We start from the raw sequence: 12,035 nt of genomic DNA on the forward strand, positions 1-12,035 counted from the left end.
GGCGGTCTCACGAGCCGGGGCTTGCAGACCCAGTATTCGAATCCGCCCAACCCCAGAATGCAACGCTGAGCCGGTCCGGAGGACCTAACCGCCAGCAATCTCCCGCAGCGTCTGCAAGTGCGCCGCCCATACATCCCGGCCGGCAGCCGTCAGGCTAGCCGACGTCCGAGGCATCTTGCCGGCGAAGCTCTTCTTGATCTTCACGAACTCGGCCTTCTCCAGAATTGAGAGCTGTTTGCTCAACACGGAGTCGCTCACCTGGATGGCATCTCGCAGGTCTTTGAAGTCCAACGACTCAGCCCTGGAGAGGGCCGCCATGATGGAGAAACGGACTGGCGAGTGGATGAGCTCGTTGAGCTTGTGCCGCGGGTGTTCTGGGGGTGTGCTCATGCGCGCAGCTCACGGAAGGCGGCGGTAAGGCCGATGGCAGCCAGGGCGATAGCGGCCGGGATGTAGAACCAGAGACCACCGTCCGGGAAGAAGTACGCACCGCCGACAAGCGCCACAACGTACAGGGCGAAGTAGGCGATGAGGGATGTGAGGAAGCGTTTGGTGAAGCCAGCTTTCGTTGACCTTTGGAACATGGGCCAGATGCACGCTATGATCGCACCCCAGGCGCCCACTGAACAGGCCAGAAGGGCCGCCCCGTATCCGGTGTGGGCAACGATGTGCATACCGATCATCAGCAGAGAGCCCATGATTGCGAGGCTCGTGAAAGTGACGGCGACCGGCCAAGCTGCAGCGTTGATTGATGTTGCGCCCAGCGAATCCGCCTTAGCCAGAAGTTCGCGCGCTTCAGCTGCTGACACGCTGCCTGTGTTCTCGTTCATGATTCCCCCAAATTGTCGCTTCCAATGACCTGACTTTAGGAAAGTACTTTCCAAATTGTCAAGTACTTTCCTGTCCAGCGCAGTGTCATCCAGTTAGCACCCGCCGCAACGAAGCCGGTAAATTTGAGCCCAGAAGTTCTGACCCTCGGTGAGTACCACGCCGCACCTCACGAAAGCAGGATCATATGACTGTCTCTCCCCTCATTTGGGGCATCACCATCGTCGTTATTCTGGCGCTGCTCGCCTTCGACTACTTCTTCCACATCCGGAAGGCACACGTCCCCACCTTGAAGGAAGCGGCCGTGTGGTCCGGCATCTACGTGGGCTTGGCAGTGGTCTTCGGCATCTTGGTGCTGATCTTCGGCGGCGGCCAAATGGGGTCCGAGTACTTCGCCGGCTACATCACGGAGAAGGCCCTCTCGGTAGACAACCTCTTCGTGTTCCTGATCATCATGGCGAGCTTCCGGGTCCCTCGTGAGGATCAGCAGAAGGTCCTGCTCTTCGGCATCGTCTTCTCGCTGATCGCCCGGACAGGCTTTATCTTCCTGGGCGCCGCGCTGATCAACTCGTTCGCCTGGGTGTTCTACATCTTCGGCCTGATCCTGCTGCTGACAGCCGGCAACCTCCTCAAGCCGGGCGACCACGGCGATAACCAGGCCAACAACTTCATCATTCGGTTGGCCAAGAAGTTCTTCCACACCACGGACAAGTACGACGGCGACAAGCTCTTCACCATGGTCAACGGTAAGAGGGCCCTGACTCCCATGCTGCTGGTAATGGTAGCCATCGGTGGAACGGACATCCTCTTCGCCCTTGACTCCATCCCGGCAATCTTCGGCCTCACTCAGAACGTCTTCATCGTGTTCACCGCCACGGCCTTCTCACTGATGGGCCTGCGCCAGCTGTACTTCCTGATTGACGGACTGCTGGACCGCCTCATCTATCTCTCCTATGGCTTGGCGGCCATCCTTGCGTTCATCGGCGTCAAGCTGATCCTGCACGCCCTGCACGAGAACAACCTGCCGTTCATCAACGACGGCGAGCACGTCAACGTCATAGAAATCACCACCGGCCTCTCCCTCAGCGTCATCATCGGCACCCTGATCATTACCGTGGTGCTCTCGCTCCTCAGCCCGGCCGGCAAGGCCCAGACTGCCATCAACAACGCCCGCCGTCACGCCGTCAACTACCTCGACCTCGACTACACGGCCGATGCCAACGAGCGCGAGCGCATCTACCGGGCCCTGACTGCGGAAGAAGCCCAGATCGTGCAGATGCCGCTGAAGTACAGGAACAAGGCCAAGGACGTGGAGCAGATCCGCGAGCAGGTGGCCGAAGCGCACCGCCAGCACGAGGCGTTCCTCAACCGCTAAAGCCCACTCAAAGTCAGGCGCCCAGGAGCACGCTGATCTGATCCCGGACCTCGTCGCCAACCTGGGCGTCCGTGTGTCCGATGTTGGCTGATGACGTCATGCTGATGAACATGATCGACGTGACGATCCTTGCCAGCTTCTCCGCATCACGGGCAAGCAGCCGCTCATCCCGGGAAAAAATCCCGGCAATGGCAGCTTCAGTACGGATGGTGAGAGACAACGCCTCTGCATGGTGCGGTTCGGAAGGATCGCCGAAGACGATTTCCCTCAGGTAAGTGCGGCCGTTTTCGATCTGAACGCGGTTGCACTCAATGATCGGGCGAATGATGGCCATCACGGCGTCGAGCACCGATTTTTCCGTGGAGGCGGCTTCGATTCCCGCGTCGAGGGCTTGGGCGTATTTCACGTTGTGCACCAAGAGAAGTAGCTCCGCCTTGGTCTTGGCATACAAGAACAAGGTTCCCGATCCGACGTCGGCCTTCTCAGCCACCTGCTGGGTGGTGACCTCGTCTACTCCGAATTGGGTGAAAAGTTCGCGTGCGGCCGCGGTGATGCGGTCAAGCTTTTCCTGCTTATTCCGCTCACGTCGGCCAAGTGTCTGGGGCGCAGGCTGCATTCAGCTACCGTATCAGCGGTCCGGCAGATCAGCGGCCCAGGAATTCGAGGGCTACAGGGACAAACCTGTCATGGAACTGGAAGATGCCACCGTGCCCGGAGTCGGGGTAAATGACCAGCTCGCTGCCGGGAATCCTCCGATGCATGTTGCTCGAAAGAACCGAGGGCACCATGCGGTCGTTGTCACCGTTGGCGATCAGCGTCGGTTGGGTGATGACGCCCAGATCGGCCGACGGCGACAGTCCCCACCTGCGGATGGCCTTCAGTTGCGTCTGGAACGCCTGGAGCTTGACGGGTGCCTCGCGGTTGGTGGTGCGCTCTTTCAGTCGCTCGATGAAAGCCCGCGCAGCAAGTTTGCCTGCAGAGCTGCGGTTGAAGAACAGGAATTCCTTAGGATCCTGCCGGGTCAAAGTACCCCGGAGTACGTCGTAGTACGTGGTTCCGATGATCTTCTGGATTCCTTCTCCACCCGCAGGACCCGTGCCGGCGAGCACCAGCTTGCGGACCAGCCCGGGATGCTTGACCACCAGCGACTGGGCGATCATGCCGCCAAGCGAGAAGCCGAAGAGATCCACTTTCGGATAACCAAGGGCTTTGATAAAGGTGGCAGCGTCGTCCGCCATGCCTTCAATGCTGTCCGGAACACTGCCAGTTGACGCCCCCACACCGCGGTTACTGAAGGTAATCACGTGATGTTTTTCGGCGATGGGATCGATGATGCGCGGGTCCCAATTGTCCATGTTCCCGGCAAGGTGAATGAGGAAAACCACCGGGACACCGCCCTTGGGCCCCAATTCGCGGTACGCGTAGCTGACGCCGTCAGCTGTCACTGTTTTCGAGGGCGTCTGGAAGTAACTGCTCTGATTGTGCTGTTCACTGCTCATGGTTTTCGTCCTGACGTTTCGGATGGTTGTGGCTAGATACGGCTGACGACGGTCTTGCCACGGACGCCGCCCTTTTCAAGTGCTGCCAGGACATCGGAGGTCTGATCGAACGGAATCACTCGTCCCACTACTGGCTTGATGTCTCCGGCGTCGATGAGTGCCGCGATCTCCCGCAACTGCTGGCCGTTGGCCTGCATGAAGAGGAACTCGTAGGTGACGCCGAGGCGCTTGGCTTTGCGTCGCAGACCCGAACTGAGCAGGGTCATGACACCACGCAAAAGTGCGTTCGCACCCAACTGGCGGGCGAAGCCGGCGTCTGGAGGCCCAGCGATGCCGATAACTTTCCCTCCAGGCTTCAGGACTGTCAGCGAGCGCTCCTGGTTCTCGCCACCGAGGCTGTCCAGGACAAGGTCGTAGTCGTGAAGGATCTTCGCGAAGTCCTCGGTCCGGTAGTCGATCACCACATCCGCGCCGAGTTCCCGAACAAAGTCCTTGTTCCCGGCACTGACCGTAGTAGCTACCGTGGCCCCGAGGTATTTGGCGAGCTGTATAGCGATGGAGCCCACTCCCCCGGCACCCGCATGGATGAGCACCTTCTGGCCGGGGCGCACCGATCCCCGCTCCACCAGCGCCTGCCAGGCGGTCAAGGCCACCAGCGGAAGCGATCCGGCCTCGTCCATGCTGATGCTGGCCGGCTTGATGGCCAGGTCTCCCTCGGCGACTGCGATGCGCTCCGCGAACGTCCCAATGCTGTCATTTCCGGGACGGGCAAACACCTCGTCGCCCGGATTGAAGGACCGAACCTTCGCCCCGACCCGCAGAACCACGCCTGCGACATCGTGGCCAAGAACCTGCGGCAATTTGTAAGGGAGGATCTGCTTGAACTCCCCGAGTCTGATCTTCTCGTCGAGCTGGTTCAGGCCGGCAGCTTTCACTTCGACCAATACGTCATGGTCACCGAGCACGGGCTCAGGTACGTCGATCTGCTGCAACGGTTCTTTGTACTGAGTAAGGACGAAGGCTTTCACTGAAACTCTCCCTTGACTGATTACTGACTTAACTCAATTATGAGCACACTCAATTATTTAGTCAAGGGAAAGCCCCGCTCGTTGCTTTCGACCACCTACTCCTTGGCGGTCCTCAGGCCCGCACCCGCGCCCGTTGAGATGGATGCAGATCGTCGGTAGCCACTCGGGCTGACGCCATACTCGCGAGAGAACGCAGCGCTGAACGTGAAGGCGTTGCTGTAGCCAAGCTCTTCGGCGATCACCGCCGTCGTCACATCGCTCGAAACCAATCTGTCGGCAGCCAGCGTCAGTCGCCACGTGCTGAGGTACGCCATGGGTGACTGCCCGACGGCGGTACGGAAGCGGGCGGCCATGGTCGCCCTTGAGACGTGGCAGCTGTGCGCCAATGCGGCGACGGTCCATGGCGCCGCCGGATCCTGGTGCAGGAGCGCGAGCGCCCGGGCAACCATCGGATCGCGGGTTCCGGTTGCCCAGCTTGGATTGTCCGGCCCCGCACGGTGGACGCTGGCGCGAACGAGCTGCAGCAGGAGAAGATCCAAGAGCCTGTCCAGCGCGCCTTCCTGCCCCAAGCCTTGGTGTGTGAGTTCGCGTTCCAGCATGGCCAGCAGGCCGGCGTCGAGGTCATCTTCCGCGACGACAGCCACAGCGGGCAGCGCCGCCATGGCCAGTTGGCCGGCTGCAGCCTTCGATTGATACGTGCCGATCAGCAGCACCGTCTCCCCGTCGGGGCTGTTCCCCCAGGTCCGCACGCCTTGAGAAAACGTGAGCTCCAGATGCTCGCCTTCGGGAGTGCGGCAGGACTGATCTTCCCCGATCACGACGGTGGCTCGCCTGCCGGGTGCATCGCTCACAACATAAGGGCCCGGCCCGCGGACAGTGGCCGCCTGGCCTTGAATCATGAGTTCCGGGACAGCGCCTTCCGCGGCGATCCAAGCTTGCCCACGAACGGCCACAATAACGGTGAGGGCGGCCTGGTCCTGAACGTCGATGGCGAACGGAGGGTCCATGACCACGCGCAAGGCGAACGCAGCCTGTGCGCGAGGTCCTGTGAGGAACTGCGATAACGGGTCCATGCGGTCAGCATAGACGCTCACGTATGAAAAAGAGAGCCCTACCTATTCAGAGTCCAGAACCGAATGCGCAGACTGGACTCATGACAACTCTCAGCACATGGCTACCCGTGGCGGCAGGAACTGGTTCGGCACTGGTTGGCGGCTTCTACTTCGCCTTCTCCACACTCGTGATGCCCGCCCTTCGGGGCCGACCAGCAAGCGAAGCCGTCACCGCCATGAACTCCATCAACCGGAAGGCGGTGACCCCGCCGTTCATGATCTTGTTCATCGGCTCGGCCGCCGCCTCAGCTGCTGTGGTGATTACCGCCGTCGTGGATCCGGGGAGCCAACCCCCGCTGCGGGTGGCAGGAGCCGTCGCTTGCCTGGCTGGGTTCGTCTCAACCATGGCAGTCAATGTGCCGCTCAACAACCGGCTGGCGCAGGTTGGCGGCCAGGATTGGAGCCGGTTCCTGCGAGGCTGGGTGCCGGCTAATCACGCACGCGCAGCACTCTCCATTGCCGGTGCGGCGGGACTCCTGGTCCCGCTGAACCCGTGAGTTGCGGGGCCTACTCTGCGCCCTTCAACACCGAAATACCCTGCACACCGGGCCTCACAACGCCCCACCCAGGAGTTGTGGGGCCTACTCTGCGCCCTTCAACACCGAAATACCCTGCACACCGGGCCTCACAACGCCCCACCCAGCAGTTGCGGGGCCTACTCTGCGCCCCTCAACACCGAAATACCCTGCACATCGGGCCTCACAACGCCCCACCCAGCAGTTGTGGGGCCTAAACCGCGGGCTTCCGCCACATTACGGCCAGCACCAGCACCACAGCACTGAGGCCAAGCATCACCAGCACCATGATCCCCCAGTTCGCTTGGTTCACACCCGGGCCATAGAGCACGCCGATCAACACAGTGGCAGTGATGGCCCCGAGGTAGCGGCAGGTCTGGAAGATCCCGGAGGCCACTCCCCTCTCTCCGGGGCGGGCGGAAACGTAAAGGCCTTGGTTCGACGCCGTGCTGACCACCCCATACGGCACGCCCATCAAGGCAGTCAGGACGAACACCAGCGGCGCCCACAAAGTCATGGTCAGGAACCCGAGTGCGCCGGTCGCGATCGTCAGGATCAACACCCCGGTGATCAGTACGGAACGGACGCCGAAGCGCTCAATGAACCGCACGGTCAGTGGCGTCACCACAACCGACAACGCCGCAAGTGGCAGCATCAGCAGGCCCACCACACCGGCGTCGTAGTTTCCCGCCTCCTGCAGCAATTGCGGAAGTCCGAAAAACGCAAAGTAGTAGACGCCGCTGAACACCACAAACAGTAAGTAGACCAGCAGCAACGGCCGGTTCCGGCCCAGCAAACGGAGGTCCAGGAACGGCGGTTGGAAACGCAGCTCGCGCCAGGCGAACAGCGCGCCGATCACCGTAGCGGCGCCCAGCAGGTACCAGCGGTAGCCGGGCATCACGTTGAGCAGCGCCATCATGGCCAGCATCAGCGAGGTGACGAACGCGAGGATGCCGGGGATGTCGGAATCGCGGATCAGTTGCCCAAGCTTGCCGGTCTCGCGTCCGGAATCCACCGGGGCCACCTTGTACACCACGATCATCGCCAACAAAGCGATGGGCACATTGATCGCGAACAGCGCCTGCCACCCCACCAAACTCACCAAAAGCCCGCCCACCACAGGGCCCACAGCCGCGGCCGACGTGTTCGCCATCTGGATCCGGCCCAATGGCCGCGTGGACGGCAGGTTCATTAGCCGGCTCAACTCGGTAACCATCACGACGGCGGACGGGTACGCCGTCGCGGTCCCTACAGCCATGAGCGCGCGGGCCACGCAGACCAACGCGAAGTTGGGCAGGAACGGTGCGACTGCGCACGTGACCGCCACCAATGCCATGCCGAACATGAATAGGCGGCGCGGACCGAAGCGGTCGGCGAGCCGGCCCATGAGCGGCTGGCCCGCGGCCGACGCGAGATAGAACGAGGTGATCACCCAAGTCACTGTGGCGACGTCGAGCTCGAAATGCTCCCGCAAGACCACCAGCGCCACGGCGATCATGGACGAGTTCAGCGGATTCAGCGCCGTCCCGAGGCTTAGCGCGGCGATCGCAAGGCCGGGGCGGGGTTTGTTGGCGGTCACCCGTCTAAGTCTGCTCCATGGTTGCCTCGGGTCACGAAACAGGTTCGGTGGGCGGACTTACTCCTCGAAATGCGTGGTGATCTTCCCTGATGAGACAGCGGAGATGATGGACTTCGCCAAATGCCGCAGCTTGATGTTGCGGTTGCTGGACGCGGTGCGAAGGATGGTGAAGGCCTCGTCCTGACTGCAATGGTTCTGAGCCATGATGGCCCCGACCGCAAGATCGATCACCGTGCGGGACTGCATGGCCGCTGCGAGATCATTACGAGCATCGCTGAGTTGTGCAATCTTCAGGGCGAGGCGCAACGACTTTGAGGCGTGGGAGGCGAAAACTTCGGCCCGCTCTACGTCGTCACCGCTGAACGCGTCCGGCTGCTCCGAGTACAGGTTCAACGCGGCACGGGTATCACCTTCCACCAAGAGCGGGACGCTGAGGATGGATCGCAGGCCTTGGTGCGACGCGGCCTTCACATACCCTGGCCACCGATGTTCCCGAAGAAGGTCCGGCACCATCACCGGCGTCAGCTTGTCCATGGCCGTGAGACAAGGGCCATCAAAGTCGTTCTGAAGCTCATCCATTGCTCTGGCGCGATCATCGCTGCTGGCCGCGGTGGCCGACTTCTTACGACGCAATACGGTGATGCCACAGAAGACGGGCGCCTCCGGGTGCGAGAGGCTTTCGGCGGAGAAAGCCGCGAGCTCGCCGAGAAAAGCTTCGACGTCTTCGCTGCCCAGGACTAGATCCAAAAAGTATCCATTCTGGAGAGCTTCCTGCTCAGGGCGGGGGTTGACCATGCACGTTCCTACTGACTGAAATGCGTCCCCAGCAGACAGCAAAGGAGCGATAAGGGCCGCCCTCTGCAAAACGGTCTGGCAATACCTTATCGTCCAACGATCACCGGTACAAAGTGCAGCCCCAACCGGTCTTGACCTGCGGATACATGAGTAACGGAGAGGCGTTTGTCAACCTAGGGAAGGGTTTCATATGCTCGCGGAAGTAAGTAGGCTTACTAATGCAAACCGAGATCCGTGATACGGACTATTCGTGCAAAGGAGTCATCTCATGGGCGTTGAAGACAGCATCCGCAAGGCCACCGAAAACGCGATGGAAGACCTGGCCGGCACCTCCGATCCCGTCAACGACGGGCGCGTCCCCGAACCCGGCGAAAAAGACGACGACATCCAGGTTCACTCCTCCATCAGCGAAGGCTCCAACGCCATGGATGAGGACCTCTCTCCGAATGACACCCAGCGGAGCCGCACCGCGACAGGCGATGCGCCAAGGCACCGCGACGCCGGCGCGCACGACGGCGGTACTCACCGGGACGGCCAGGCGGACGCTGACGCTTCTGCCGGCTCAGGCGACGTGTCAGGCCCGGCCGGTCTGCCCAGCGGTGACCCGGATGACCTACGCGCCGACCCCTCAGAAGGTGGCGGCGACCCCTCGACCAGCATGGGCCGGGGCTAAGCGAAGGCTTGCGCCTAGAGACGGCGTGCCGTCACCACCCACTTTGGGTTCCTCGGGGCTCCAATTCAGCCGATTACAGTTGTTTTAGGGCCCTGCCGACTTCAAAGAAGGTGAGGAAGGCACGGCCCTGCTGCAGTTAGGCTTCGAGGATGCTCCCCCACCCGACAGCCCGCCTCCGCTTTCGCGAGATGACTCCCGCTGACGTTGAAGCGATGAGTTCCATGCTGGGTGATCCCGCAGTGATGACGTACTACCCAGCGCCCAAAACGCGGAGCGAAGCACTGGCTTGGATCGAGTGGAACCAGACGAATTACGCTCGCGACGGTTTTGGGTTGTGGATCGTCGCAACGCACGACGGCGGGTTCGTGGGCGACTGCGGGCTGACGTGGCAGTCGGTGAACGGGCGATCCGAACTCGAAGTCGGTTACCACGTTCGCCGGGACCTTCAGGGGCGGGGGTATGCAACGGAGGCGGCTTTGGCCTGCCTGGAACTTGCGCGGGATGTTCTTAGGGTTAGTCGCCTGGTGGCGATCATCCACCCGGACAACGTAGCCTCGCGTCGGGTGGCCGAGAGGCTGGGAATGCGGCAGCTCGAGGACGACCTGGGCGGGGCGATGGTACGGACCGTGATGGGCGTGGAGTTGAGCTAGCTCACGTCCCGTCAGGCGTACCGTCAGGCGCGTTAGGGTTTGCCGCTACCAGGCCAGGTCGGCCGATCCCAGTGAAACGAACCGTGGCGAGGTACGGTCTGGCGAATCGACCAGTTCCCTCAGCTCATGTGCCGCCACCCGCGGATCCTTGGAGGCGTCGGCCTGACCCATCCCGGTGGCCAGTTTGCCCGGGTGAACCGCCCAGCATCGAACCCGCCCGGCGAGATCTTGAGCGAGGGCGATAGTCAACATGTTTTGTGCGGCCTTAGAGATTTTGTAGGCGTAGCTTGTTGAGAGATCCGAGTAGTCACCCCGTGCCTGCGCCGCCACAGAGCCCAAGCGGGACGTGACGTTGATGATCACCGGATCCGGCGCAGCCAACAGCTGAGGCAAAAGTGCCTGCACCAGACGCAAAGGGCCGGCGACGTTAACATTGACGGCGTTCATGACACCTGCCGTTGCGATGTCACCCAGCCCTGCGTGCGGAGCTCCTTGGGCAGCATTGTTGATGAGCACGTCAACGGGCCCGTTTCCGATGGCTGACATCAACTCGACGGTGGGCTCATCCCGAATGTCGTGAGTCACTGCCGTGACGTGCTGCCGTTCAGCCGAGGTGGCTGGTGCTCGAGTGAGCGCGACAACCGCCCAACCGGCATCGGAGAATTCGTCCACCAACGACTCACCCAGCCCGCGGCCAGCACCAGTAATGACCACACGCCGCGGCCTCAAGCGAGCCGCGCGTCTGTGTCCGGGTCCTTGCGGGTGTCCAGCATGCTGATGATCTTGCTCTCGAGTGCGGCGACGGTCGCCTCCGGAAGGACGATCAGGCCATCGAGTTCCTTACGGGCACGTTTATAGGCCGTTTGACGTTCGGCGGGGGTGGCGGCGGTGTCCTCGGCGATGCGCAGCAGTTTCCTGGCCGTTGCCAGCCGCTGGCGTTCGGGACCGCTGAAGTTGCCGTCCTTGATACGCCTTGCTTCCCGTTCGGCAACGTCGAAAGCGAGTTCATAGCTGTGGACAGCCGCCCGATACTCAGCCAGCCGGGCCGGCGTCGAAATTTCTTCAGGGGTGGCGGGACGTAAGCCGTCGGCCTCTTTCTTGGCCCGCAGGAAGGCGACCGTCAGCGGTTCGCGGACGTCCGTCATGAGCGGGAAGTCGATGAGGTTTCCTACGTCGAGCTCGTACTCAAGCCACCTGTGGTTCACGGAATCGTGCGCAGCAATCAGCGAGACGACCTCGGCCTGGTTGGCTTCCTCGTGCACCGCGAGTTGGTTCTTCAACTTCAACAACTCCACTTTGCGCCGGTGCCGCTCCGCACTGGCCTTGGACCACTGACTTGCCCAACCACCAGCCATCCCGCCGATAGGGAAAATAAGCCACCAGTAACTGCCAAGGAAGTCGAAGAGGGGTTCCACTGCTCCATCCTCCCACGCTGGGACCAGGTCTCGCAGGACTGGCCGTTGGCTACTTTGTGATGGTGAGTGGCTTCATGGGCTTCGCGCAGGAGGCCATCTCCAGCACGTCCTCGCCGGAACCGGCGCGGTTGTTCTTGCCCGTGTCATCACACCAGTCGACTCCCTCCGGCGCGGCGTATACGGCCACCTCACCCACTGCCGTGGGAGTGGGCACTTCTGTGGTGAAGGCGAACCCACCTTTGTCGGTCATGGGCGCAGTGGTGTTGAGGACCTCAACTCCCATGGCGTCGGTGAACACAATGCGGATTTGGGCATTGCTGCCATAACGGGGGTTACACGTCGCATCCGGCGCCGAAACCGTCACCGCTTCGCCAGGTTTGGCAGACGAAGGGTTCACTTGGTATTCGGGAGGCATGCAGGGCGGCGAACCCAGGGAAGGGCTACACCCAACAGCGCCCATCGTGACGAACACAGCCAGCACTACCGCAAGAATCCACGACGCTGCCCGGCGACGCTTGGGATGAGCTGGTTCCACCATGCCCTCATTGTGGCACTGTCGGTCGCGC

General features: G+C 61.8%; 15 protein-coding genes. 4 read left to right on the forward strand and 11 right to left on the reverse strand.

Annotated elements, in window-relative coordinates; translation table 11 throughout:
* Nucleotides 1-84 precede the first annotated feature (84 nt).
* Both ACZ881_RS13930 and ACZ881_RS13935 read right to left on the reverse strand, forming a co-directional pair.
* Nucleotides 85-390 (reverse strand): winged helix-turn-helix domain-containing protein, encoded by a 306-nt coding sequence (locus tag ACZ881_RS13930; protein WP_476116293.1) that lies wholly within the window; start codon nucleotides 388-390, stop codon nucleotides 85-87.
* Nucleotides 387-830: a hypothetical protein gene (locus tag ACZ881_RS13935; protein WP_476116295.1), complete on the reverse strand. Its 444-nt coding sequence runs from the start codon at nucleotides 828-830 to the stop codon at nucleotides 387-389. Before ACZ881_RS13935 ends, ACZ881_RS13930 begins: the two co-directional genes overlap by 4 nt.
* A gap of 185 nt (nucleotides 831-1,015) precedes the next feature.
* On the opposite strand from ACZ881_RS13935, the gene ACZ881_RS13940 reads away from it, so the two are divergent.
* The gene (locus ACZ881_RS13940; protein ID WP_091465915.1) at nucleotides 1,016-2,203 is read left to right on the forward strand and encodes a TerC/Alx family metal homeostasis membrane protein; all 1,188 of its coding nucleotides are present in this window, start codon (nucleotides 1,016-1,018) and stop codon (nucleotides 2,201-2,203) included.
* Nucleotides 2,204-2,216: 13 nt separating this feature from the next.
* Here the strand turns inward: ACZ881_RS13940 and ACZ881_RS13945 are convergent, their stop codons facing one another.
* The 4 genes from ACZ881_RS13945 to ACZ881_RS13960 form a co-directional block, all read right to left on the reverse strand.
* Nucleotides 2,217-2,819 carry a TetR/AcrR family transcriptional regulator gene (locus tag ACZ881_RS13945; protein ID WP_476116297.1) on the reverse strand — a complete coding sequence of 201 codons (603 nt, stop codon included), beginning with the start codon at nucleotides 2,817-2,819 and terminating at the stop codon, nucleotides 2,217-2,219.
* Nucleotides 2,820-2,847: 28 nt separating this feature from the next.
* The gene (locus ACZ881_RS13950; RefSeq protein ID WP_476116298.1) at nucleotides 2,848-3,702 is read right to left on the reverse strand and encodes an alpha/beta fold hydrolase; all 855 of its coding nucleotides are present in this window, start codon (nucleotides 3,700-3,702) and stop codon (nucleotides 2,848-2,850) included.
* 32 nt (nucleotides 3,703-3,734) lie between these two features.
* On the reverse strand, nucleotides 3,735-4,730 hold the full coding sequence (locus tag ACZ881_RS13955; protein ID WP_476116299.1) for an NADP-dependent oxidoreductase: 996 nt from the start codon (nucleotides 4,728-4,730) through the stop codon (nucleotides 3,735-3,737).
* A gap of 95 nt (nucleotides 4,731-4,825) precedes the next feature.
* Nucleotides 4,826-5,803: a cupin domain-containing protein gene (locus ACZ881_RS13960; protein WP_476116301.1), complete on the reverse strand. Its 978-nt coding sequence runs from the start codon at nucleotides 5,801-5,803 to the stop codon at nucleotides 4,826-4,828.
* 80 nt (nucleotides 5,804-5,883) lie between these two features.
* On the opposite strand from ACZ881_RS13960, the gene ACZ881_RS13965 reads away from it, so the two are divergent.
* On the forward strand, nucleotides 5,884-6,339 hold the full coding sequence (locus tag ACZ881_RS13965; RefSeq protein ID WP_476116303.1) for an anthrone oxygenase family protein: 456 nt from the start codon (nucleotides 5,884-5,886) through the stop codon (nucleotides 6,337-6,339).
* Between the two features lie 232 nt (nucleotides 6,340-6,571).
* On the opposite strand, the gene ACZ881_RS13970 is transcribed toward ACZ881_RS13965, so the two are convergent.
* Together ACZ881_RS13970 and ACZ881_RS13975 are read right to left on the reverse strand one after the other, a co-directional pair.
* Nucleotides 6,572-7,936, reverse strand: a complete 1,365-nt coding sequence (locus ACZ881_RS13970; protein ID WP_476116305.1) for an MFS transporter — start codon at nucleotides 7,934-7,936, stop codon at nucleotides 6,572-6,574.
* Between the two features lie 57 nt (nucleotides 7,937-7,993).
* Nucleotides 7,994-8,731, reverse strand: a complete 738-nt coding sequence (locus tag ACZ881_RS13975; protein WP_179019378.1) for a GAF and ANTAR domain-containing protein — start codon at nucleotides 8,729-8,731, stop codon at nucleotides 7,994-7,996.
* Nucleotides 8,732-8,999: 268 nt separating this feature from the next.
* Here ACZ881_RS13975 and ACZ881_RS13980 point away from each other — a divergent pair, with 268 nt between their 5' ends.
* Nucleotides 9,000-9,404, forward strand: coding sequence for a hypothetical protein (locus ACZ881_RS13980; RefSeq protein ID WP_476116308.1), 405 nt, complete (start codon nucleotides 9,000-9,002; stop codon nucleotides 9,402-9,404).
* 149 nt (nucleotides 9,405-9,553) lie between these two features.
* Nucleotides 9,554-10,054 carry a GNAT family N-acetyltransferase gene (locus tag ACZ881_RS13985; protein ID WP_476116310.1) on the forward strand — a complete coding sequence of 167 codons (501 nt, stop codon included), beginning with the start codon at nucleotides 9,554-9,556 and terminating at the stop codon, nucleotides 10,052-10,054.
* Between the two features lie 45 nt (nucleotides 10,055-10,099).
* On the opposite strand, the gene ACZ881_RS13990 is transcribed toward ACZ881_RS13985, so the two are convergent.
* Genes ACZ881_RS13990 through ACZ881_RS14000 form a run of 3 tightly spaced genes read right to left on the reverse strand, consistent with a single transcriptional unit; the run spans nucleotide 10,100 to nucleotide 12,007 of the window.
* The gene (locus ACZ881_RS13990) at nucleotides 10,100-10,768 is read right to left on the reverse strand and encodes an SDR family NAD(P)-dependent oxidoreductase (RefSeq protein WP_476116312.1); all 669 of its coding nucleotides are present in this window, start codon (nucleotides 10,766-10,768) and stop codon (nucleotides 10,100-10,102) included.
* Between the two features lie 11 nt (nucleotides 10,769-10,779).
* Nucleotides 10,780-11,469, reverse strand: coding sequence for a P-loop NTPase family protein (locus ACZ881_RS13995; RefSeq protein WP_062066606.1), 690 nt, complete (start codon nucleotides 11,467-11,469; stop codon nucleotides 10,780-10,782).
* A gap of 49 nt (nucleotides 11,470-11,518) precedes the next feature.
* Entirely contained in the window at nucleotides 11,519-12,007 is a 489-nt protein-coding gene (locus tag ACZ881_RS14000) for a hypothetical protein (RefSeq protein ID WP_476116314.1), read from the reverse strand.
* Between the last annotated feature and the right edge of the window lie 28 nt (nucleotides 12,008-12,035).

Source organism: Paenarthrobacter sp. TE3676, from assembly GCF_056279165.1.

What these genes read in the sequence shown, in the direction of transcription:
- ACZ881_RS13935 (WP_476116295.1), bottom strand. Translation starts at nt 830, where the DNA reads ATGAACGAGAACACAGGCAGCGTGTCAGCAGCTGAAGCGCGCGAACTT.
- ACZ881_RS13975 (WP_179019378.1), bottom strand. Translation starts at nt 8,731, where the DNA reads ATGGTCAACCCCCGCCCTGAGCAGGAAGCTCTCCAGAATGGATACTTT.
- ACZ881_RS13950 (WP_476116298.1), bottom strand. Translation starts at nt 3,702, where the DNA reads ATGAGCAGTGAACAGCACAATCAGAGCAGTTACTTCCAGACGCCCTCG.
- ACZ881_RS13930 (WP_476116293.1), bottom strand. Translation starts at nt 390, where the DNA reads ATGAGCACACCCCCAGAACACCCGCGGCACAAGCTCAACGAGCTCATC.
- ACZ881_RS14000 (WP_476116314.1), bottom strand. Translation starts at nt 12,007, where the DNA reads ATGGTGGAACCAGCTCATCCCAAGCGTCGCCGGGCAGCGTCGTGGATT.
- ACZ881_RS13980 (WP_476116308.1), top strand. Translation starts at nt 9,000, where the DNA reads ATGGGCGTTGAAGACAGCATCCGCAAGGCCACCGAAAACGCGATGGAA.
- ACZ881_RS13945 (WP_476116297.1), bottom strand. Translation starts at nt 2,819, where the DNA reads ATGCAGCCTGCGCCCCAGACACTTGGCCGACGTGAGCGGAATAAGCAG.
- ACZ881_RS13960 (WP_476116301.1), bottom strand. Translation starts at nt 5,803, where the DNA reads ATGGACCCGTTATCGCAGTTCCTCACAGGACCTCGCGCACAGGCTGCG.
- ACZ881_RS13985 (WP_476116310.1), top strand. Translation starts at nt 9,554, where the DNA reads ATGCTCCCCCACCCGACAGCCCGCCTCCGCTTTCGCGAGATGACTCCC.
- ACZ881_RS13965 (WP_476116303.1), top strand. Translation starts at nt 5,884, where the DNA reads ATGACAACTCTCAGCACATGGCTACCCGTGGCGGCAGGAACTGGTTCG.
- ACZ881_RS13940 (WP_091465915.1), top strand. Translation starts at nt 1,016, where the DNA reads ATGACTGTCTCTCCCCTCATTTGGGGCATCACCATCGTCGTTATTCTG.